This window comes from Ralstonia sp. ASV6 (assembly GCF_016429285.1).
Taxonomy (GTDB): domain Bacteria; phylum Pseudomonadota; class Gammaproteobacteria; order Burkholderiales; family Burkholderiaceae; genus Ralstonia; species Ralstonia flaminis.
Genome location: NZ_JAELUI010000103.1, coordinates 1 through 19,966, shown reverse-complemented (window position 1 = coordinate 19,966; position 19,966 = coordinate 1). Strand labels below are relative to the sequence as shown.

Annotated in this window: 21 protein-coding genes; 14 read left to right on the top strand and 7 right to left on the bottom strand. The window is 63.4% G+C overall.

Annotated elements, in window-relative coordinates; translation table 11 throughout:
- The coding region (locus JHD73_RS19305; RefSeq protein WP_199031843.1) for a sugar ABC transporter substrate-binding protein at positions 1–847 on the bottom strand (847 nt) is incomplete at its 3' end.
- A 426-nt stretch (positions 848–1,273) separates the two neighbouring features.
- Here JHD73_RS19305 and iscR point away from each other — a divergent pair.
- From iscR to iscX, 9 genes are all read left to right on the top strand, one after another.
- A complete protein-coding gene (gene iscR, locus JHD73_RS19300; protein WP_199031842.1) occupies positions 1,274–1,867 on the top strand; it encodes a Fe-S cluster assembly transcriptional regulator IscR in 594 nt (197 codons plus the stop codon).
- Between the two features lie 76 nt (positions 1,868–1,943).
- Entirely contained in the window at positions 1,944–3,161 is a 1,218-nt protein-coding gene (locus tag JHD73_RS19295) for an IscS subfamily cysteine desulfurase (RefSeq protein WP_199031841.1), read from the top strand.
- Between the two features lie 68 nt (positions 3,162–3,229).
- Entirely contained in the window at positions 3,230–3,631 is a 402-nt protein-coding gene (gene iscU, locus JHD73_RS19290) for a Fe-S cluster assembly scaffold IscU (RefSeq protein WP_064804064.1), read from the top strand.
- A gap of 34 nt (positions 3,632–3,665) precedes the next feature.
- On the top strand, positions 3,666–3,986 hold the full coding sequence (gene iscA, locus JHD73_RS19285; protein WP_199031840.1) for an iron-sulfur cluster assembly protein IscA: 321 nt from the start codon (positions 3,666–3,668) through the stop codon (positions 3,984–3,986).
- Positions 3,987–4,005: 19 nt separating this feature from the next.
- The gene (locus tag JHD73_RS19280) at positions 4,006–4,206 is read left to right on the top strand and encodes a DUF3565 domain-containing protein (RefSeq protein WP_199031839.1); all 201 of its coding nucleotides are present in this window, start codon (positions 4,006–4,008) and stop codon (positions 4,204–4,206) included.
- A 35-nt stretch (positions 4,207–4,241) separates the two neighbouring features.
- Positions 4,242–4,769: a Fe-S protein assembly co-chaperone HscB gene (gene hscB, locus JHD73_RS19275; protein ID WP_199031838.1), complete on the top strand. Its 528-nt coding sequence runs from the start codon at positions 4,242–4,244 to the stop codon at positions 4,767–4,769.
- 72 nt (positions 4,770–4,841) lie between these two features.
- Positions 4,842–6,707 (top strand): Fe-S protein assembly chaperone HscA, encoded by a 1,866-nt coding sequence (hscA, locus tag JHD73_RS19270; protein WP_199031837.1) that lies wholly within the window; start codon positions 4,842–4,844, stop codon positions 6,705–6,707.
- A gap of 44 nt (positions 6,708–6,751) precedes the next feature.
- Positions 6,752–7,090, top strand: a complete 339-nt coding sequence (fdx, locus tag JHD73_RS19265; protein WP_199031836.1) for an ISC system 2Fe-2S type ferredoxin — start codon at positions 6,752–6,754, stop codon at positions 7,088–7,090.
- 34 nt (positions 7,091–7,124) lie between these two features.
- Positions 7,125–7,319 (top strand): Fe-S cluster assembly protein IscX, encoded by a 195-nt coding sequence (iscX, locus tag JHD73_RS19260; RefSeq protein ID WP_199031835.1) that lies wholly within the window; start codon positions 7,125–7,127, stop codon positions 7,317–7,319.
- 81 nt (positions 7,320–7,400) lie between these two features.
- On the opposite strand, the gene JHD73_RS19255 is transcribed toward iscX, so the two are convergent.
- From JHD73_RS19255 to prfB, 4 genes are all read right to left on the bottom strand, one after another.
- Complete coding sequence (locus JHD73_RS19255; protein ID WP_199031845.1) at positions 7,401–8,150, bottom strand: glycine zipper 2TM domain-containing protein; 750 nt, start codon at positions 8,148–8,150, stop codon at positions 7,401–7,403.
- Positions 8,151–8,420: 270 nt separating this feature from the next.
- Complete coding sequence (gene lysS / locus JHD73_RS19250; protein ID WP_199031834.1) at positions 8,421–9,956, bottom strand: lysine--tRNA ligase; 1,536 nt, start codon at positions 9,954–9,956, stop codon at positions 8,421–8,423.
- Between the two features lie 24 nt (positions 9,957–9,980).
- A complete protein-coding gene (locus JHD73_RS19245) occupies positions 9,981–10,721 on the bottom strand; it encodes an SDR family oxidoreductase (protein WP_199031833.1) in 741 nt (246 codons plus the stop codon).
- Between the two features lie 22 nt (positions 10,722–10,743).
- A protein-coding gene (gene prfB / locus JHD73_RS19240) for a peptide chain release factor 2 (protein WP_199031832.1) occupies positions 10,744–11,848 on the bottom strand; the annotation gives its coding sequence in 2 pieces (ribosomal slippage) (positions 10,744–11,766 and positions 11,768–11,848; 1,104 coding nt in all).
- 180 nt (positions 11,849–12,028) lie between these two features.
- Between prfB and pncB the strand changes: the two genes are divergently transcribed.
- From pncB to JHD73_RS19215, 5 genes are all read left to right on the top strand, one after another.
- Positions 12,029–13,210 carry a nicotinate phosphoribosyltransferase gene (pncB, locus tag JHD73_RS19235; RefSeq protein ID WP_199031844.1) on the top strand — a complete coding sequence of 394 codons (1,182 nt, stop codon included), beginning with the start codon at positions 12,029–12,031 and terminating at the stop codon, positions 13,208–13,210.
- Between the two features lie 96 nt (positions 13,211–13,306).
- Positions 13,307–14,038, top strand: coding sequence for a lactate utilization protein C (locus JHD73_RS19230; protein WP_199031831.1), 732 nt, complete (start codon positions 13,307–13,309; stop codon positions 14,036–14,038).
- Positions 14,039–14,176: 138 nt separating this feature from the next.
- On the top strand, positions 14,177–15,586 hold the full coding sequence (locus JHD73_RS19225) for a sodium:proton antiporter (RefSeq protein WP_199031830.1): 1,410 nt from the start codon (positions 14,177–14,179) through the stop codon (positions 15,584–15,586).
- 19 nt (positions 15,587–15,605) lie between these two features.
- Positions 15,606–16,610: a D-glycerate dehydrogenase gene (locus tag JHD73_RS19220; protein WP_199031829.1), complete on the top strand. Its 1,005-nt coding sequence runs from the start codon at positions 15,606–15,608 to the stop codon at positions 16,608–16,610.
- Positions 16,611–16,627: 17 nt separating this feature from the next.
- Positions 16,628–18,100 (top strand): DNA recombination protein RmuC, encoded by a 1,473-nt coding sequence (locus tag JHD73_RS19215; protein ID WP_199031828.1) that lies wholly within the window; start codon positions 16,628–16,630, stop codon positions 18,098–18,100.
- Positions 18,101–18,168: 68 nt separating this feature from the next.
- Here JHD73_RS19215 and JHD73_RS19210 read toward each other — a convergent pair whose 3' ends face one another.
- Positions 18,169–18,447, bottom strand: coding sequence for a membrane protein (locus JHD73_RS19210; RefSeq protein WP_021195388.1), 279 nt, complete (start codon positions 18,445–18,447; stop codon positions 18,169–18,171).
- 203 nt (positions 18,448–18,650) lie between these two features.
- Positions 18,651–19,931, bottom strand: a complete 1,281-nt coding sequence (glp, locus tag JHD73_RS19205) for a gephyrin-like molybdotransferase Glp (RefSeq protein ID WP_199031827.1) — start codon at positions 19,929–19,931, stop codon at positions 18,651–18,653.
- Positions 19,932–19,966 lie beyond the last annotated feature (35 nt).

Below are 19,966 nucleotides of genomic sequence, written 5' to 3'. Positions count from 1 at the left end.
GGTCTGCCGTGGCCACCACGCGCCCATCGGCGAGCATGGCCTTGATGGCGTCGATGTTGTCGTAGCCGCCAATCAGTACCTTGCCCAGCTTGCCCGCCGCACGCACGGCCGATACGGCGCCGATTGCCATGTTGTCGTTGCCGCACAGCAGAGCCTTGAGGTCCGGCTGTGCACGCAGCATGGCGGCGGCCACCTTGTTGCCCTTGTCGATTTCCCACTCGCCCGATTGCACGCTGGCGATCTTCAGCTTGGCGGCCTCGGCAGCGTCCTTGAAGCCGGCGGTGCGCTGCTGGGCGTTGGTGGTGGTCGGAATGCCTTCGATGATGCCCACCTCGTCGCCCGGCTTGAGCCCCTTGGCGACGAAGTCACCGACCAGGCGCGCACCCTTGCGGTTATCCGGGCCCACGAAGGGCACGTTCAGGCCCTTTTCCTTGAGTGCGGCCGGGTCCAGCCGGTTGTCGATATTGATGACGAGGATGCCCGCGTCCACTGCCTTCTTGACCACGGGCACCATCGCCTTGGAATCGGCCGGCGCCAGCACCAGTGCATCCACGCGCGCGACGATCATCTGCTCGACCAGGCGGATCTGGCCGCCGGTATCGGTTTCGTCGCGGATGCCGTTGGTCAGCAGCGTGTACTCCGAGGCGTGGGCCTTCTGATGGGCCCGTGCGCCGTTCTCCATGGTCAGGAAGAACTCGTTGGCCAGCGACTTCATCACCAGTGCCACCTTGGGTGGCTGATTGGCGGCGCGCGCCAGCGAGGATTGGAGGATGAGCGGCAGGGGCAGGGCAAGGGCTACAGCAGAGCCCGCGCCAATTTGCAGGGCGCGGCGACGGCGGATATCCATGGTGTCTCCTCCAGGAAGGGGGCCTGTCTGGGGCTGGGGTGGAGGCGGTTGTCGTTGCCTGAGGAATCGTAAGCCAATCCTAAGGGCAATCGCGCCGCGTCATTCGCAAACGTTTGCGCATTTAACAGTCTCGACGGGCGCGTAGCAAAAGTCAATGAATTTAGGTTGTCTACTGCATAAGGAAAAACCCGCAGTGGCTCAGCTTCGCGCATCGCGCTAGCAAGGTGCAGTGCAGGAGCGGTGAGATAGCCCTACCCGATGTGGTTGATTGTTTTAGTCCACAATACGGCCTGCCGCGTGGTTGCCCACCGAGGTGGGATCAGCAAATCCCCTTGCTGCGACGCGGAATCCCCCGACACCTTAGTTGACCGATTTTGTCGGGTTCCTTTATACTTGAGCAAAACGATCAGGTATTTCCCCGACGCCATGAGATTGACCACTAAGGGCCGCTTTGCGGTCACCGCCATGATTGACTTGGCGCTGCGCCAAGAGCAGGGTCCGGTCACGCTGGCTGGCATCAGCCAGCGTCAGAAGATTTCGCTGTCGTACCTTGAGCAGCTGTTCGGCAAACTGCGCCGCCACGAGATCGTGGAGAGCGTGCGTGGCCCGGGCGGCGGCTACAGCCTCGCGCGCCGCGCAGATGACGTCACGGTTGCCGACATCATCATCGCCGTGGATGAGCCCCTTGATGCCACCCAGTGCGGCGGCAAGGGCAATTGCGGTGGCGAGGATCATGCTGGGCACCCCGGGCACGGTCGCTGCATGACGCACGACCTGTGGGCCACGCTCAACCAGAAGATGGTCGAGTACCTCGATTCGGTGTCGCTGCAGAACCTGGTCGACCAGCAGCGCGAACGTCAGCCCGAAGTGATTCAGGACATGCGTGAAGCGCGTCCTGCACGTCGTGAACGGTCGCCGGCCCGTGCCCGCGCCGTTGATGCGCCGGCCACATCGGTGGCCGCCGAGCCGGTCAAGCGTGCGCCGCTGGTCAACTCCGTTTTCAGTCTGGCGCAGTCGTGATTGCGTCAGCGTGAGGTCTGGCCACGACGCCAGCCCCACATGTAGAACATCGCCCCCCACACAAGGCAGACAAGATATGAGCAACCTGCAACTTCCCATCTACATGGACTATTCCGCGACGACGCCGGTGGATCCGCGCGTGGTCGACAAGATGATCCCGTACCTGCGTGAGAGCTTCGGCAATCCGGCCTCGCGCAGCCATCCGTTTGGCTGGGAAGCCGAGAAGGCCGTCGAGACCGCGCGCGAGCAGGTCGCCGCGCTGGTGAACGCTGACCCGCGCGAGATCGTGTGGACGTCGGGCGCCACCGAGTCCGACAACCTGGCGATCAAGGGCGCGGCCAACTTCTACAGCAGCAAGGGCAAGCACATCATCACCGTCAAGACCGAGCACAAGGCCGTGCTCGACACGACGCGTGAGCTGGAGCGCCAAGGCTTTGAAGTCACGTACCTGGATGTGAAGGACAACGGCCTGATCGACATCGAGGTCTTCAAGCAGGCCATCCGCCCCGATACCATCCTTGCTTCCGTGATGATGGTGAACAACGAGATCGGCGTCATCCAGGACATCGAGCAACTCGGCGAGATCTGCCGTGAGAAGGGTGTGATCTTCCACGTGGATGCCGCACAGGCCACGGGCAAGGTGGGCATTGACCTGCAGAAGCTGAAGGTCGACCTGATGTCGTTCTCGGCGCACAAGACGTATGGCCCGAAGGGCATCGGCGCGCTGTACGTGCGCCGCAAGCCGCGTATCCGTATCGAAGCGCAGATGCACGGCGGCGGTCACGAGCGTGGCATGCGTTCGGGCACGCTGGCTACGCACCAGATCGTCGGCATGGGTGAGGCGTTCCGCATCGCCAAAGAAGAAATGGCGACCGAGAACGAGCGCGTCCGCATGCTGCGTGATCGCCTGTACCGCGGCCTGAACACGATGGAAGAGGTCTACGTGAACGGCGACATGGAACACCGTGTGCCACACAACCTGAACATCAGCTTCAACTTTGTGGAAGGTGAGTCGCTGATCATGGCGATCAAGGACGTGGCCGTGTCGTCGGGTTCAGCGTGCACATCGGCCTCGCTGGAGCCGTCGTATGTGCTGCGTGCCCTGGGCCGCAACGACGAGTTGGCCCACAGCTCGATCCGCTTCACGGTGGGCCGCTTCACCACGGAAGAAGAAGTCGACTACGTGATCGAACTGCTCAAGAGCAAGATCGGCAAGCTGCGCGACCTGTCTCCGCTGTGGGAGATGTACAAGGACGGCGTGGATCTGAACAGCATTCAATGGGCGGCGCACTAAGCGCGGCGTTTGACGGATAACGGATAGCGGCGCCTCTCGCGCCAGCCAACGATTGAAAGAGGTGTGAAATGTCTTACAGCAACCAGGTTCTGGATCACTACGAAAACCCGCGCAACGTCGGCTCTTTCGAGAAGGGCGACGACACGGTCGGCACCGGCATGGTCGGCGCACCGGCCTGCGGCGATGTGATGAAGCTGCAGATCAAGGTGAACGAGCAAGGCGTGATTGAAGACGCCAAGTTCAAGACCTACGGCTGCGGCTCGGCCATCGCTTCGTCGTCGCTGGTGACGGAGTGGGTCAAGGGCAAGACGCTGGATCAGGCGCTGGAGATCCGCAACACGCAGATCGCAGAAGAACTGGCGCTGCCGCCGGTGAAGATCCACTGCTCGATCCTGGCCGAAGATGCCATCAAGGCGGCCGTGGCCGACTACAAGGAAAAGCACGGCACCGCCGAGCAGAAGGCTGCTTAAGCCGCGCATCCAGCATCAATAGAAAGGACGCAGCATGATCACCCTGACCGACAAGGCCGCGCAGCATGTTTCCCGCTACCTTGCCCGCCGTGGCAAAGGCGTGGGCCTGCGCCTGGGCGTGAAGACTACGGGTTGCTCGGGCCTGGCCTACAAGCTCGAATATGCGGACGAGATTGCCGCAGAAGACCAGGTGTTCGAATCCAACGGCATCAAGGTGATCGTCGATCCGAAGAGCCTGCCGTATATCGATGGCACCGAGCTGGACTTCGCGCGCGAAGGGCTGAATGAAGGCTTCCGCTTCAATAACCCGAACGTGAAGGACGAGTGCGGTTGCGGCGAGTCGTTCCGCGTGTGAGCATGCGCGGCCGAGTGAGTTGAAGCAGGCGATTGTCGGTTTTGAGCGGGACGAGGAAGGCCACTGGGTCGCCCGTCTCGCTTGCGGGCACGGGCAACATATGCGCCACGATCCGCCCTGGCAGCAACGGCCCTGGACTGAAACCGAAGCGGGGCGCGCCAGCAAGATCGGCGTGGTGGTGGAGTGCCTGAAGTGCGATCGGGGCGAGCCGATCGCGTAAGCAACACAACGGCGGCGCAGCCGCTTTTTTTATTCATGAACGTCAGCGATACGCATTTCTCCTTGTTCGGTTTGCCCGAGGATTTCGAGGTCAACGAAGACGCGTTGAACGCTGCGTACCGCACCGTGCAATCGCAGGCGCATCCTGATCGTTACGCGCACGCAGGCGACGCCGAGCGCCGCGTTGCCATGCAATGGGCCACGCGCGCCAACGAGGCGTATCAGACGCTGCGTGATCCGCTCAAGCGCGCCACCTATTTGCTGCATTTGAAGGGCATCGACGTGCAGGCAGAGAACAACACCGCCTTGCCGCCCGCGTTTCTGATGCAGCAGATGGAGTGGCGTGAATCGCTGGGCGACGCCAAAGCAGCGCGTGACGTTGATGCGCTGGATGCATTGCTCGGCATGCTGCGCAAGGAAAAGCGCATGCGCTACGCAGCGCTGGCAGGGTTGCTCAATGGTGACGGCAACAGCGCCGGTGCCGCAGATGCCGTCCGCCAGTTGATGTTCATTGAAAAGATCGAGCGCGACACTGCCGAGGCAATCGACCGGCTGGACGACTAAAACACAGAATTTGCGACAATGGCGGGTTGCCGAGGCCGGCATCCTGCGACTTCCGCGCAATCGAGACATCCCATGGCTTTACTGCAGATTTCCGAACCCGGCGAATCGCCCGCACCGCACCAGCGCCGTCTGGCGGTAGGCATCGACCTGGGCACCACCAACTCGCTGGTCGCCTCCGTGCGCAGCAGCGTGCCGGAAGTGTTGCCCGATGATCAGGGCCGCCCGCTGCTGCCATCCGTGGTGCGCTATCTGCCCGCCGGCGGCGCACATATCGGCTACAAGGCCCAGGCCGAAGCCGTGCGCGATCCGAAGAACACCATCATCTCGGTCAAGCGCTTCATGGGTCGCGGCCTGAAGGACGTCGCCCACATCGAGAACACCCCCTACGACTTTGTCGACGCGCCCGGCATGGTGCAGTTGAAGACCGTGGCCGGTGTGAAGAGCCCGGTGGAAGTGTCGGCGGAGATTCTTGCCACGCTGCGCCAGCGCGCGGAAGACACACTCGGCGACGAGCTGGTTGGGGCGGTGATTACTGTGCCGGCGTACTTTGACGACGCACAGCGTCAAGCCACCAAGGACGCCGCCAAGCTGGCCGGCCTGAACGTGCTGCGCCTGCTGAACGAGCCGACCGCTGCCGCCATTGCCTATGGCCTGGACAACGCGGCCGAGGGTGTCTACGCCGTGTACGACCTGGGTGGGGGCACGTTTGATATCTCCGTGCTCAAGCTCACCAAGGGCGTGTTCGAGGTGATGTCCACCGGCGGCGACTCGGCGCTGGGTGGTGATGACTTCGACCAGCGCATCGTCTGCTGGATCGTCGAGCAAGCCGGCCTGCAGCCGCTGTCGGCCGAAGACACGCGGCTGCTGCTGAACAAGGCACGCGCCGCCAAGGAATGGCTCTCCACCGCCGACAGCACCGAGATCGACGCGATGCTCTCCACAGGCGAGACCGTGCACCTCGTGCTGAGCGCCGAGACCTTCGCCGAGCTGACCGCCAATCTCGTGCAGAAGACGCTGGGGCCGGTGCGCCGTGCGCTGCGCGACGCGGGCGTCACCGTGGACGAGGTCAAGGGCGTGGTGCTGGTGGGCGGCGCGACCCGCATGCCCATCATCCGCCGTGCCGTGGGCCAACTGTTCGGCCGTACGCCGCTCACCAACCTCGACCCGGATCAGGTGGTCGCCATCGGCGCGGCCATGCAGGCCAACCTGCTGGCCGGCAACCGCGCACCGGGCGAAGACTGGCTGCTGCTCGACGTGATCCCGCTGTCGTTGGGCGTTGAAACGATGGGCGGTCTGGTCGAGAAGATCATCCCGCGCAACAGCACGATTCCCGTGGCGCGCGCACAGGAATTCACCACCTTCAAGGATGGCCAGACGGCCATGGCGATTCGCGTGCTGCAGGGCGAGCGCGAACTGGCGAGCGATTGCCGCTCGCTGGCGCGCTTCGAGCTGCGTGGCATTCCGCCGATGGTGGCGGGCGCGGCGCGCATCCGCGTGACGTATCAGGTGGACGCCGATGGCCTGCTGTCGGTCTCCGCACGCGAGACGGTCTCTGGCGTGGAAGCATCGATTATCGTGAAGCCGTCGTATGGCCTGGGCGATGACGACATCGCCCGCATGCTGCAAGAGGGCTTCCAGTCTGCAGAAGACGACATGCGCCGCCGCGCGCTGGCCGAAGAGCGCGTCGAAGGCGAACGCCTGCTCGAAGCACTGACGCATGCGTTGGAGGCCGACGGCGATCTGCTTTCGGCTGACGAACGCGCCGCCATCGACACTGAAATCGCCGCGCTACGCACCACCATCCAGGGCGAGGATCACCGCGCCATCAAGGACGCCGTGGATGCGCTGTCGCACGCCACCGACGAGTTCGCCGCGCGCCGCATGGACCGCGGCATCCGCCGCGCGCTGGCCGGCAAACGTATCGAGGAGCTCGGCTGATTGCCGATTGCGTCACCCAACACACCCATCGAACGAGTTTCTTCATGCCCCAAATCGTTGTCCTTCCTCACGTCGAATACTGCCCGGAAGGGGCCGTGATCGAAGCCAAGACCGGCACAACCATCTGCGACGCACTGCTGGGCGCGGATATCGAGATCGAGCACGCCTGCGAAAAGTCGTGTGCCTGCACCACCTGCCACGTGATCGTGCGTGAGGGCTTCAACTCGCTGGACGAAGCCACCGAGAAGGAAGAAGACCTGCTCGACAAGGCCTGGGGCCTGGAGCCGAACTCGCGCCTGTCGTGCCAGGCCAAGGTGACGGACGAAGACCTCACCATCGAGATCCCGAAGTACACCATCAACCACGCCAAGGAAAACCACTGAGCCGCGTGGCCGGTGGTGGAAGGGAGCACCCATCATGAAATGGAACGACATCCAGCAGATCGCGGAAGCGCTGTACGACACCTACCCCGACGTCGACCCGACGAAACTGAACTTTGTCGATCTGCACAACAAGGTGGTCGGCCTGGACGGGTTTGACGACGACCACAAGCGTGGTGGCGAGAAATTCCTGGAAGCGATCCAGCAAGCATGGATTGACGAGGCGGAGTAAGCGCGTCGTTCATATAACGCGCACGCATGAAAAAACCGGCCCGAAAGGCCGGTTTTCTTTTGGCGCGGAGGTAGCGGCGAATCAGCCTGCTACCAGCGTGCCGTTCTCGATGTGCACGCGGTCACCCGACTGGAAGCCCGGCGCAGCCTTGTAGGTGAAGCTGCGGTTTGTGCCGTTGTCCATGTGCACGTTCACGCGGTATTGCGTATCGCGGCTGTAGTGGTTTTCTGCCACGTGGCCGGCGTAACCGCCACCCAGCGCACCGGCAACCGTGGCCAACGTGCGGCCATTGCCGCGGCCCACTTGGTTGCCCAGCAGGCCACCCACCACGGCACCACCGATCGCGCCGAGGCCGGTTTCCTTGCCTTGCGTGGTGATGGGTGTGATTGATGTCACGCGGCCGGCGTAGGGGCTTGCCGACTGGCGTGGCTGCGTTTGCGCATAGCTCGGGCTGGTCGACGGAGCACGTTCAGCATAAGAGGGCTCACGCGCCCGTGCCGGGGCTGGCGCCACGTTCTGGGTAGGGTAGGGCGCCGCCTGATTCGGCTGGGTCGTCTGGCCCGGTGCTGCCAGGGCCAGCGGCGCGGAAGCGCCCGGCGTTGCCGTGGCCGATTGTGCGGCGACGTTCGGATCCGTGCTGCCCTGCGTGGCCTTCGATGTCGGCAGCACGCCGGTGATGGCAGCCACTGCCGTCAGGCTGGCGATGATTACGGCAACGGCGGCCGTGGTCATCAGCGGGTGCATACGGCGCGAATTGGGCGTCGGGGTGACTTGGCCCGGCGACGTGCCGCCGTACGGTTGACCTTGGTTCGGTTGAATGTTGTTGTTCATCATCGTTCTCCTGCGGCCATGATCGTTGGTGATCGCTTTGGCCCTTCGATGATCACAGTGTGGTCTATCGCCCAAATGGATGCCGTTTTAATTTGTAAGCATCTGTAGCTCGGCTTTGTTATGAAAAATCAGTGACTTAGCGATCATTGCTACACATTGTGAAGCCAGGGGGATGTTACAAATCGCGGGGGAGGCGCGGGATTTTCGCCTCGTGTGGTCAAGAAAAAACGCCCTCGAAGGGGCGTTTTTTCAGTCAGGACAACCGGACGGTCAGTCTTCGCGGCGCAGGTGCGGGAAGAGGATCACGTCGCGGATGTTCGGGCTGTCGGTCAGCAGCATGACCAAGCGGTCGATACCGATGCCGCAGCCGCCGGTCGGGGGCATGCCGTATTCCAGCGCGCGGATGTAATCCGCGTCGTAGAACATGGCTTCTTCGTCACCGGCATCCTTCTGCTCGACTTGCTTGCGGAAGCGCTCGGCCTGGTCTTCCGGGTCGTTCAGCTCGGAGAAGCCATTGGCGATTTCGCGGCCGGTGATGAACAGCTCGAAGCGCTCTGTGATGCCCGGCAGCGTGTCGGAGCCGCGCGCCAGCGGCGACACTTCCACCGGGTAGTCGATGATGAAGGTCGGCTCCCACAGTTGCGACTCTGCCGTCTCCTCAAACAGCACGAGCTGCAGCGTGCCCACACCGGCGTTCAGGAACTGCGGCGCGTTGGTATCGATCTTGAACTTCTTGAGTTCGGCGCGCAGGAAGTCGACATCAGCCAGTTGCGCGTCGGTGTATTGCGGCGCGTATTTCTGGATGGCCTGGCAGATCGTCAGGCGATGGAACGGCTTGGCCAGATCCAGCTCACGGCCCTGGTAGGTCAGGGTAGCGGTGCCCGAAGCGTCGATGGCGGCCTGGCGGATCAGGTTCTCGGTGAAGTCCATCAGCCAGCGGTAGTCCGTGTAGGCCGCGTAGAACTCCATCATCGTGAACTCGGGGTTGTGGCGCGGGCTCACCCCTTCGTTACGGAAGTTGCGGTTGATCTCGTACACGCGCTCAAAGCCGCCCACGATCAGGCGCTTGAGGTAGAGCTCCGGCGCGATGCGCAGGAACATCTGCATGTCCAGCGCGTTGTGGTGCGTGATGAACGGCTTGGCTGCGGCGCCGCCCGGAATCGGGTGCAGCATCGGCGTCTCCACCTCCATGAAGCCGTTGCCGGCCATGAAGTTGCGCAGCGAGGCCATGGCCTTGGTGCGGGCGCGGAAGGTGTCGCGCGTCTCCTTCGAGACGATCAGGTCGACATAGCGCTGGCGGTACTTTTGCTCCTGGTCGGCCAGGCCGTAGTAGTCGCCCGGCAGCGGACGCAGGCTCTTGGAGAGCAGGCGCAGTTCCGTCACCGCCACCGACAGTTCGCCGGTCTTGGTCTTCATCAGCGTGCCGCGGGCGGCCACGATGTCGCCCAGGTCCCACTTCTTGAAGCTGGCGTAGACGTCTTCGCCCACCGCGTCGCGGCTGATGTAGAACTGGATGCGGTCGGTGGCGTCCTGCACGGTGGCAAAGCTGGCCTTGCCCATCACGCGCTTGAGCATCATGCGGCCGGCCACGGCTACCTGCACCGGCTCGGCTTCCAGCGCGGTCTGTTCTAGCTCGCGGTACTTGGCTTGCAGGTCGGCAGCGTGGTGCGTCGGGCGGAAATCGTTGGGGAAGGCGACGCCTTGCTGGCGGATCTCTGCCAGCTTCTCGCGGCGCTCGGCGATGATCTTGTTGTCATCCTGCGCGGGCGCGGCGTTCGATTCGGCCGGGTTGTTCTGTTCGGTCATGGTGGTGATGAGAGGAAAGTCGTGTCAGGCGTGGTTGCGCAGGTCGTCTAGCTCGGTCGCGCCAAAATCGGGGCGGACGAGGTAGGCGGCGATGCGCATGGCGGCGTCTTGCGGCGAGACCAGCTCGCCATGTGCGTGCAGATCGCGGAAGCGCTGCACGCCGGCAAAGTCCGCGCCACGGATGGTGCGTTGCATATCGGTGTCGATCACGCCCGGGGCCAGCGCCACGGCGCGCACGCTGGCGTCGCCGTCGGCGTTGAGCGCGCGCACGAACATGTCGAGCCCGGCCTTGCCCGTGCAGTACGCAGCCCAGCCGGCGATCGGCCGGCGCGCAGCGCCCGACGAGATCGCCAGCACGCGGCGCTGTGCATTCCACGCGGCGGTGCCGCGTAGCAGGGCAGCGGTCAGCGCCATCGGGCCGGCCAGGTTCAATTGCAGATGCGATAGCAGCGTGTCTGCACGCAGCGTGTCGATGGTGCCGATCGGTTCGACTGCGCCGGCGTTGAGTACCAGCGTCACGTTCTTGTGGGCGGGCAGCGCGGCCAGCGTCTTGGTCATCCAGGCCTCGGCGGCGTGCGCGTCGGACAGATCGAGTTGGTACCAGTCGAGCGCAACGCCAGCGGCAGCCGCCTGCGCGCGCAACTCAGCGTTGTCACCGCGCGCCACGCAGATGAGGCGATTTCCCGGCTGCATCAGCGCCTGGGCCAGCGCGGCGCCCAGGCCGCGCGAGGCACCGGTCAGGATGAACAGGGACGTGTCGGCCATGATGATCGGCTCCGTTACGTGCTTATACGCCTTGCTTCAGGCTGGCCTCGATAAAGGCATCGAGATCGCCGTCCAGCACCTTCTGCGTGTTAGAGATTTCCACGTTGGTGCGCAGATCCTTGATGCGGCTCTGGTCCAGCACGTAGGAGCGGATCTGGTGGCCCCAGCCCACGTCCGTTTTGGCGGCTTCTTGCGCGTCGGCTTCGGCCTGGCGCTTGCGCAGTTCGTGCTCGTACAGGCGCGACTTCAGCATCGTCATCGCCTCGGCGCGGTTGCGGTGCTGCGAGCGGTCGTTCTGGCACTGCACGACGATGCCCGTCGGGATGTGCGTGATCCGCACGGCCGAATCGGTCTTGTTGATGTGCTGACCACCCGCGCCCGATGCACGGTACGTGTCGACACGCAGGTCCGCCGGGTTGACTTCGATCTCGATCGAGTCATCCACTTCCGGGTACACGAAGATCGACGAGAACGACGTGTGGCGACCACCCGCCGAATCGAACGGCGACTTGCGCACCAGGCGGTGCACGCCAGTTTCCGTGCGCAGGAAGCCGAATGCGTATTCGCCCTCGACCTTGATCGACGCGCTCTTGATACCGGCAACGTCGCCTTCGGACTCTTCCAGCACTTCGGTCTTGAAGCCCTTGCGTTCGCAGTACTTCAAATACTGGCGCAGCAGCATCGATGCCCAGTCGCACGCTTCGGTGCCGCCGGCACCGGCCTGGATGTCGATGAAGCAGTTGGCGGCGTCCATCTTGCCCGAGAACATGCGGCGGAACTCCATGTCTTCGACAATGGCGCGCATGCCTGCGGTGTCAGCCTCGACGGCCTCGATGGTGTCGTCGTCGCCCTCTTCGCGGGCCAGCTCGAACAGCTCGGCGCCGCCATTGAGGTCTTCGTCGAGCTTGGTCAGCGTGTGGACTACGCCCTCGAGCGATTTCTTCTCGCGGCCCAGATCCTGGGCACGTTTGGGGTCGTTCCAGACCTCCGGGTTTTCGAGCTCTTTGTCGACTTCAACTAGACGTTCAGATTTGACGTCGTAGTCAAAGATACCTCCGAAGTTCGTCGGCGCGCGTCTTCAGGTCGGCCAACGTGTTCTGGATGGCATTGAGGCGTTCTGCTTCCATGGTGCAAAAATCCGGTCGGAAACCGGAAATTATAGCGGAATCAAGGGGTTCCCAGCCCGCGCGGGTGGGTGAAACCGGCCTTTTCCGGCATCCCGTGCGGGATTTCTGTGATGGAGGCGGGCGCTTGGGCGGGCTTCGGTTAGCATGGCGGCCAATCCACGTGGTTTTTGGCACTACCCGATGATCATCCACTCGCTGCTCGATACCGATCTGTACAAGTTCACCATGATGCAGGTGGTGCTGCATCACTTTCCTGGTGCGCACGTTGAATACCGCTTTAAGTGCCGCAACACGGGCGTTGACCTGGTGCCGTTCATCGAGGAGATCCGCGCCGAAATCCGCCATCTCTGCACGCTGCGCTTTACCGAGGCGGAACTGGATTACCTGCGCGGCCTGCGCTTCATCAAAAGCGATTTCGTCGATTTTCTCGGCCTGTTCCACCTGAACGAGAAGTACATCGAGGTGCGCCCTGCATCGACCAATGGCGCCGGCAGCGACGGGCAGATCGAGATTGTCATCGCCGGGCCGTGGCTGCACACCATCATGTTTGAGGTGCCGGTGCTGGCCATCGTAAACGAGGTGTTCTTTAGCCGCACGCAGAGTCACCCGCAATGGGACGAAGGCAAGCGCCGCCTGACCAACAAGCTGGGCTCGCTGATGCGCCCCGGCCTGGAAGACTGCCGTATCGCCGACTACGGCACACGCCGCCGCTTTTCACACACCTGGCATGAGCATGTGCTGCTGGAGACACGCGCGCAGCTCGGCGCCCAATACGCCGGCACCAGCAACGTCTACTTCGCCATGAAGCACGGCATGACGCCGCTGGGCACCATGGCGCATGAATACCTGCAGGCCTGCCAGGCGCTGGGCCCGCGCCTGCGCGATTCGCAGACCTTTGCGCTGGAGACGTGGGCCAAGGAGTATCGCGGCGACCTCGGTATCGCGCTGTCGGACACCTACGGCTTTGACGCCTTCCTGCGCGATTTCGACATGTTCTTCTGCAAGCTCTTCGATGGCGTGCGCCATGATTCCGGCGACCCGTTCGAATGGGGCGAGCGCATGCTCAAGCATTACGACGACATGCGCGCCGAGCCCAAATCGAAGGCGCTGATCTTCTCCGACAGCCTGGATATGCCCAAGGTCATCGCTCTGTATGAGCGTTTTCATGGCCGCTGCAAGCTGGCGTTCGGCGTGGGGACCAACCTGACCAACGACCTGGGCTACACGCCGCTGCAGATCGTCATCAAGATGGTCCGCTGCAATGGCCAGCCGGTGGCCAAGCTATCGGACGCGCCCGAGAAGACCATGTGCGACGATCCCGCTTATCTTACGTATCTCAAGCAGGTGTTTGGCGTGCAATAAGGTTCACGCGATCGCCCAATAAGTTTCAGCGGCGTTGTGCGGTTTGGCGTTGACCGGCTCGTATAATCGACCGATCCCACGCCAGCCGCTCCGGATATGACCACACGAGCCGATTCCCCCGCGCAGGATCCTGTTGATCCGCTCGATACGACCCGCGCACGCGACGCCATTTTTGCGCGCATCCGCAACGCGCAACATCGTCCGGAGCAACCTACGCAAGGCGAGCGCGACGCTGTGGCGGACTATATTGCGCGCCATCCAGCTGGCCCGCGTCCGCCGATGCCCGAAGACCTCGCTACGCACTTTGCCGAGCAGGCACTGAAGATGGCCTCCACGCTGGAGTCTGTTGCCACGCTGGCTGACGTGCCAGCGGCTGCGGCGCGTTATCTGTCCAGCTTGAACCTTGCACCGCGCGCCGTCGCTTGGACTACGCTGCAATCGCTCGACTGGGCGGCCGCTGGCGTCACGGTCGAATTCCGTCCGCCGGTGCGCGAGCCACAAGCCGACCATGACCACGGTGACCTCGTTGGCATTACCGGCTGCTTCTGCGCGATTGCCGAGACTGGCTCGTTGATGCTGCTGTCGGGGCCGGAAAACGTGGCCTCTGCCGCGTTGCTGCCCGAGACGCATATCGCCGTGGTGCCGCAGTCGCGCATCGTCGCCCACCTGGAGGATGCCTACACGTTGATGCGCTCGGAGCGGGGCGAATTGCCGCGCGCGACCAACGTCATCAGTGGGCCCTCCCGCACGGGCGATATCGAGCAGACCATCGTGCTCGGCGCGCACGGCCCGTACCGCGTGCACGTCATTGTCGTGACAGGCGCCTGATACCTGGGTTTGCCCAGGCGGTCCTGTCAAACATGTGTGTACGTTTCATCGGGTAACCGCCCCTAGGCGTTTACACTGGCGTCTTTGTTCGTGTGGCGCGTAACTTTGCGGCGCGCCAATGCTTAGGAGAACGTCTACGTGAAACGCCTCTGGCCCCTTGCCTTCCTGTTTTTCTGTGGCCTGGCGCGTGCCGCCGACGTGAGTGGCGCCGAGCTGTCGTTGTGGTGGGGCGCTCCGTTTGCCGGCATCCTGCTGTCGATTGCCATCGCACCGCTGGTGGCGCCCAAGCTTTGGCATGACCACTACGGCAAGATTGCAGCAGCATGGGCGCTGGCGTTTCTGGTGCCATTCGGTATCGGCTTTGGCGGTGAGTCCGCCGTTGCCTCGGTCATCCACGCCGCGCTTGGGGAGTACATTCCGTTCATCGCGCTGATCGCCGCACTGTACGTGGTGGCTGGCGGTATCTGCATTCGCGGCAATATTCACGGCACCCCAAAACTGAATACGGGCCTCATCGGGCTGGGCACGGTTCTCGCCAGCATCATGGGCACGACCGGGGCGGCCATGCTGCTGATCCGGCCACTGCTGCGCGCCAATGAGGCGCGCCGGCACCGAGCGCACGTTGTCGTGTTCTTTATCTTTCTGGTGGCTAACGCGGGTGGGGCATTGACGCCGCTGGGTGATCCGCCGTTGTTCCTCGGTTTCCTGCAGGGCGTCGATTTTTTCTGGACTGCCAAGTACCTCTGGCGCGAGACGCTGATGATGTGGGTGCTGCTCCTGGCGATCTTCTTTGCTGTCGACAGCTACTTCTATCACACGGGCAAGGAAGAACTGCCCAACATCACCGATGCCACACCCGACGAGGCGGGCCCGCTGCGCTTCGAGGGCAACGTCAACTTCATCCTGCTGGCCGGCATCCTGGGCCTCGTGCTGATGAGCGGGTTGTGGAAGCCCGGCATCGTCTTCAACGTGATGGGCACCGAGGTGTTGCTGCAGAACGTGGTGCGTGACATCGGTCTGGTCTGCATCGCCTTGCTCTCGCTTTGGCTCACGCCCGGCAGCGCGCGCGCCGGCAACGAATTCAACTGGGAGCCGATCCTGGAAGTCGCCAAGTTGTTCGCCGGGATCTTCATCACCATTGGGCCGGTCATCGCCATGCTCAAGGCGGGGGTGGACGGTCCGTTCGCGATGATCGTTCGCCTCGTCAACGACAGCGCCGGGCAGCCGAACAACGCGATGTACTTCTGGGCAACGGGGTTGCTGTCGTCCTTCCTCGACAACGCGCCGACGTATCTCGTGTTTTTCAATACTGCCGGCGGCGACGCCAAGATGCTGATGACCGAGGGCGCCTCCACGCTGGCGGCCATTTCGGCTGCGGCCGTGTTCATGGGCGCGAACACCTACATCGGCAACGCGCCCAACCTGATGGTCAAGGCCATTGCCGAGAGCCGTGGCCTGCAGATGCCGAGTTTCTTCGGCTACATGTTGTGGTCGGTGGGCATTCTGGTGCCGATCTTTGGGCTGATGACCTTCGTTTTCTTCCGCTAACCGAACGTGTGCTGAGCGTATGAAACCCGGAATCCTTGTCACCCGCGCGATGTTTCCCGAAGTGCTGGAGCGCCTGCGCGAAACCTTCGACGTGATCGACAACCAGGCGGACGTCGTCTATCCGCCCGAAGCCCTGGCCGAGCGCCTGCAGGGCCGCGTGGGGCTGTTGTCCAACGCCGCCGACACCATCAACGCCGACTTGATCAGCCGTGTACCGACGCTGCGCGCGGTGTGCAACATGGCGGTTGGCTACAACAACTTCGATCTGGTTGCGATGACGCGCGCAGGCATCCTCGCCACCAACACGCCGGACATCCTGGCCGAGACGACAGCGGACTTTGGCTGGGCACTGCTAATGGCGGCCGCCCGCCGCGTGCCTGAGTCCGAGCACTGGTTGCGTGCTGGGCAGTGGAAGCGCTGGACGTACGACATGTTCCTTGGCGCCGAGGTATACGGCAGCACGCTGGGCATTCTCGGCATGGGCCGTATCGGGCAGGCGCTGGCGCGGCGCGCGAGCGGTTTCTCGATGCGCGTGATCTATCACAACCGCAGCCGGCTCGCGCCCGAGATCGAGCAGGACACACGTGCCACGTACGTCAGTAAAGAGGCGCTGCTGAAGCAGGCCGATCACCTTGTGCTGGTGTTGCCGTATTCCAAGGAAAGCCATCACGCGATTGGCGCGGCCGAGCTGGCGCAGATGAAACCCACCGCCACACTGGTCAACCTCGCGCGCGGTGGCATCGTTGACGATGCAGCGCTGGCGCAGGCACTGGCAGAGAAGCGCATCTTCGCGGCCGGCCTCGATGTGTACGAAGGCGAGCCGAACGTGCATCCGGCGCTGTTGGAGGCCGAGCATGTCGCGCTCACGCCGCACATTGCCAGCGCCACGTTGGGCACGCGCCTGGGCATGGCCAACATGGCCGCTGACAACCTGATTGCGGCCCTTGGTTTCGGCCCGCATGCGGGCCAGCCGCCCAACCTGTTGAACCCGGACGCGCTGGCTGTGCAGCGCGCCGCTTCCTGATCGAACTGAACGCCCTTATGGATTGGTTGGCTTTACTGACGCTGTTTGGCGTGGCCATTGTGGCCGTGCTGTGTGTACTGATCTGGCGAGGCGTCTCGCGCCCGGCTGCAAATGATGTGTCGCCGATGCTTGCGGCGCTACGCGATGAGCTTGCGCGCGGCAATGAACGCATCGAGCGCGAGTTGCGCGGCGAGATTGGCGAGTCGGCACGTATCGGCCGCAGCGACATCACGCAACAGCTGGGGCAGTTCCAGCAGGTGCTGGCGACGCAGCTCACCAGCGTCGCCACGCTGCAGAACAATCAGATCGACACGTTCGCCCAGCAGCTCACCAAGTTGACGGAGACGAACACCCAGCAGTTGGAAGCCGTGCGCCAGAGCCTGCAGCAGCAGGCCCAACAAGCGCGCGAGGAGCAGGGCAACGCGCTGCGCCGCTTTGGCGAGGCGATGCAACAGCAGCTCGCCCAACTGGGCGAGGGCAACGAGCGTCGCCTGGCTGAGGTGCGTGCCACGCTGGAGCAAAAGCTCAAGGACATCGAGGCCAACAACGCGACCAAGCTTGATGAGATGCGCCGCACCGTTGACGAAAAGCTGCATGCAACGCTGGAGCAGCGCCTGGGTGAATCGTTCAAGCTGGTGTCCGACCGGTTGGAGCAGGTGCACCGTGGGTTGGGCGAAATGCAGGCGCTGGCGCAAGGCGTAGGCGACCTGAAGAAGGTGCTGACCAACGTGAAGACGCGCGGTACCTGGGGCGAAGTCCAGCTTGAAATGCTGCTGGAGCAGATGCTCACGCCTGAGCAGTACGACAAGAACGTCGAAACCGTGCGTGGCACCGGCGCACGCGTTGAATTTGCCATCCGCCTGCCCGGCAAGACCGATGCGGATCGTGACGCCACGGTCTGGTTGCCCATCGACGCCAAGTTCCCGAAGGAGCAGTACGAGCGCCTGCTCGACGCGCAGGAACGCGCCGATGCGGAGGCCGCCGCTACTGCCAGCCGCGAGCTTGAGGTGGCAGTGCGCAAGGAAGCGCAGACCATTCATGAGAAGTACATCGCGCCGCCAGCGACGACGGATTTTGCGATTCTCTTCCTGCCCACCGAAGGACTCTATGCTGAAGTGCTGCGCCGTCCGGGCCTGACGGATGAGTTGCAGCGCAAGTTCCGCGTGACAGTCGCGGGGCCGACCACACTCACGGCCATCCTCAACAGTCTGCAGATGGGTTTCCGCACGCTGGCACTGGAGAAGCGTTCCAGCGAGGTCTGGCAGGTGCTGGGCGCGGTGAAGAGCGAGTTCGGCAAGTTCGGCGATGTGCTGGCCGCGACCAAGAAGACGCTGGAGCGCGCGGTCAGCAACATCGAGCAGGCCGAGGTGCGTACGCGCCAGATGAATCGCAAACTCAAGGCGGTGGAGGCGCTGCCGAGCGAATCTGCGCAGAGCGTATTGGGTTTGGAGTCAGCCGCACCATCGGATGACGAGGTCGAGGCAGAATAAGCCAACGGCATCAGCAAAAGAAAAGGGGCGGAAATTTCCGCCCCTTCTTTTATCCGTCTTCGCCCGGGTCAAGCTTCTTCCGGTACATCGCGCAATGCGATCTCGATGCCGCCAAAGCGTGCGGCGACCCAGTTATACGCGTGGCAGCCAAGCCAGAGCGCGCCAAAACCGATGAGCGCGTTGAGGAGCAAACCGCTCAGAATGGCAATGGCCGGGAGTTCACCCGTGCGGACAAAGCCGGTAAAGAAGACCAGCCCGACGATCGGGAGCGAGAAACATAGGTACACCAGCACCAGCGCACGCGCGGTGTGGGCGGGGTGGAGGTAGACAATCTCCCTTTTCATCATGGCGTCACGCAAGCTCTAATCATTCAAACTGGCGCAAAGTGTAGCGAATCGACCGACTCGCCGATACCCGCGCCCTGAGGGTGACGCAAAAAACCGACAATATGCAGCCTTGCTTTAAGCACGAGGCGCCGTGAGCGCCACGCTCGCACTGTGATGGGGCCTGCCTGCAACGACAATATGTCAGACGACACAGGTCTCAGGTCTCAGATTAGCCCATCGAACAGCAGGATCTGTACGGCATCCCCCGCGTTCACCTGGCCCTGCTCGTGTGCGAGCACCACGAAGCAGTTCGCCTCACTCATGGACCGCAGCACGCCCGAGCCTTGCTGGCCGGTCAGGCGGACTTCGAGCTGGCCGCGATCGTTCAGCGCAGCAATGGCGCGCTGATACTCCGTGCGGCCGGGGCGCTTGCGGATTGGCGCCACGCTCACGGCCGGTACCAGCAGCGTGCCTGATTCCGTTGCGCCCATCATGCGCAGCAGGGCGCCGCGCACGAAGTGATAGAACGTCACCATGACCGCCACCGGGTTGCCCGGCAGACCAAACAGGAAGGCGCTGCGGCCGTTGGACGCAATGCGCCCGAAGGCCATGGGTCGGCCTGGGCGCATGGCGATCTTCCAGAACGTCACGTCGCCGAGCTTGGCCATCATCTGTTTGGTGAAATCGGCCTCGCCGACGGACACGCCGCCTGAGGTGATGATCGCGTCGGCGTTCTCGGTGGCGGTGCGGAAGGCGGCTTCGAGCGCGGCCGGGTCGTCGCGCACGACGCCCATGTCGATCAACTCCACGCCTAGGCGCGAGAGCATGCCGTGCAGCGTGTAGCGATTCGAGTCGTATACGCAGCCGGCGTCGAGTGGTTCGCCGATGGAGCGCAGCTCGTCGCCGGTGGAGAAGAACGCCACGCGCAGCTTGCGACGCACTGCCACTTCGGCGATGCCAAGCGAGGCGAGCAAACCGATATCGGCTGGGCGGAGGATGCGGCCGGCCGCCAGCGCTGCGCTGCCCCGGGCGAGGTCTTCGCCACGCAGGCGGCGGTTGTCGCCGGTGCGCACGGCGTCGCGAGCAAAGCGGACGTTGTTTGCGTCGCCCTGGGTGAATTCCTGCGGGATCACCGTATCGCAGCCGGCAGGCATCACCGCACCGGTCATGACGCGTACGGCTTCGCCCGCGCCGGGAGCCCCATCGAATGCAACACCGGCGTACGCCGTGCCGATCACGCGCAACGACACGTCGCCTGTGCCCTGTGAGAGTTCGGCGCTGGCAAAGGCGAAGCCGTCCATCGCCGAGTTGTCATGCGAAGGCACGTCGATGGACGACAGCACATCTTCGGCCAGGACACGGTCGAGCGCGCTGCGGATCGGTACCCGTGCAAAGCCGCTGATGGGCTGCACGAAGTCGCGCATGATGGCTTGCGCCTGCGCGACCGGCAGCGCGTTCGGATCGTAATCGGGCAGGCAGGAAACGACGGAGGCGAGGGTGGTCATGACGTCGATGAGGGAGGGGGCAGCGCTCTAGCGGC

What these genes read in the sequence shown, in the direction of transcription:
- JHD73_RS19230 (WP_199031831.1), top strand. Translation starts at nt 13,307, where the DNA reads ATGACCACACGAGCCGATTCCCCCGCGCAGGATCCTGTTGATCCGCTC.
- pncB (WP_199031844.1), top strand. Translation starts at nt 12,029, where the DNA reads ATGATCATCCACTCGCTGCTCGATACCGATCTGTACAAGTTCACCATG.
- hscB (WP_199031838.1), top strand. Translation starts at nt 4,242, where the DNA reads ATGAACGTCAGCGATACGCATTTCTCCTTGTTCGGTTTGCCCGAGGAT.
- JHD73_RS19295 (WP_199031841.1), top strand. Translation starts at nt 1,944, where the DNA reads ATGAGCAACCTGCAACTTCCCATCTACATGGACTATTCCGCGACGACG.
- JHD73_RS19215 (WP_199031828.1), top strand. Translation starts at nt 16,628, where the DNA reads ATGGATTGGTTGGCTTTACTGACGCTGTTTGGCGTGGCCATTGTGGCC.
- hscA (WP_199031837.1), top strand. Translation starts at nt 4,842, where the DNA reads ATGGCTTTACTGCAGATTTCCGAACCCGGCGAATCGCCCGCACCGCAC.
- iscR (WP_199031842.1), top strand. Translation starts at nt 1,274, where the DNA reads ATGAGATTGACCACTAAGGGCCGCTTTGCGGTCACCGCCATGATTGAC.
- JHD73_RS19220 (WP_199031829.1), top strand. Translation starts at nt 15,606, where the DNA reads ATGAAACCCGGAATCCTTGTCACCCGCGCGATGTTTCCCGAAGTGCTG.
- glp (WP_199031827.1), bottom strand. Translation starts at nt 19,931, where the DNA reads ATGACCACCCTCGCCTCCGTCGTTTCCTGCCTGCCCGATTACGATCCG.
- fdx (WP_199031836.1), top strand. Translation starts at nt 6,752, where the DNA reads ATGCCCCAAATCGTTGTCCTTCCTCACGTCGAATACTGCCCGGAAGGG.
- iscX (WP_199031835.1), top strand. Translation starts at nt 7,125, where the DNA reads ATGAAATGGAACGACATCCAGCAGATCGCGGAAGCGCTGTACGACACC.
- lysS (WP_199031834.1), bottom strand. Translation starts at nt 9,956, where the DNA reads ATGACCGAACAGAACAACCCGGCCGAATCGAACGCCGCGCCCGCGCAG.
- JHD73_RS19210 (WP_021195388.1), bottom strand. Translation starts at nt 18,447, where the DNA reads ATGATGAAAAGGGAGATTGTCTACCTCCACCCCGCCCACACCGCGCGT.
- iscU (WP_064804064.1), top strand. Translation starts at nt 3,230, where the DNA reads ATGTCTTACAGCAACCAGGTTCTGGATCACTACGAAAACCCGCGCAAC.
- JHD73_RS19245 (WP_199031833.1), bottom strand. Translation starts at nt 10,721, where the DNA reads ATGGCCGACACGTCCCTGTTCATCCTGACCGGTGCCTCGCGCGGCCTG.
- JHD73_RS19255 (WP_199031845.1), bottom strand. Translation starts at nt 8,150, where the DNA reads ATGAACAACAACATTCAACCGAACCAAGGTCAACCGTACGGCGGCACG.
- iscA (WP_199031840.1), top strand. Translation starts at nt 3,666, where the DNA reads ATGATCACCCTGACCGACAAGGCCGCGCAGCATGTTTCCCGCTACCTT.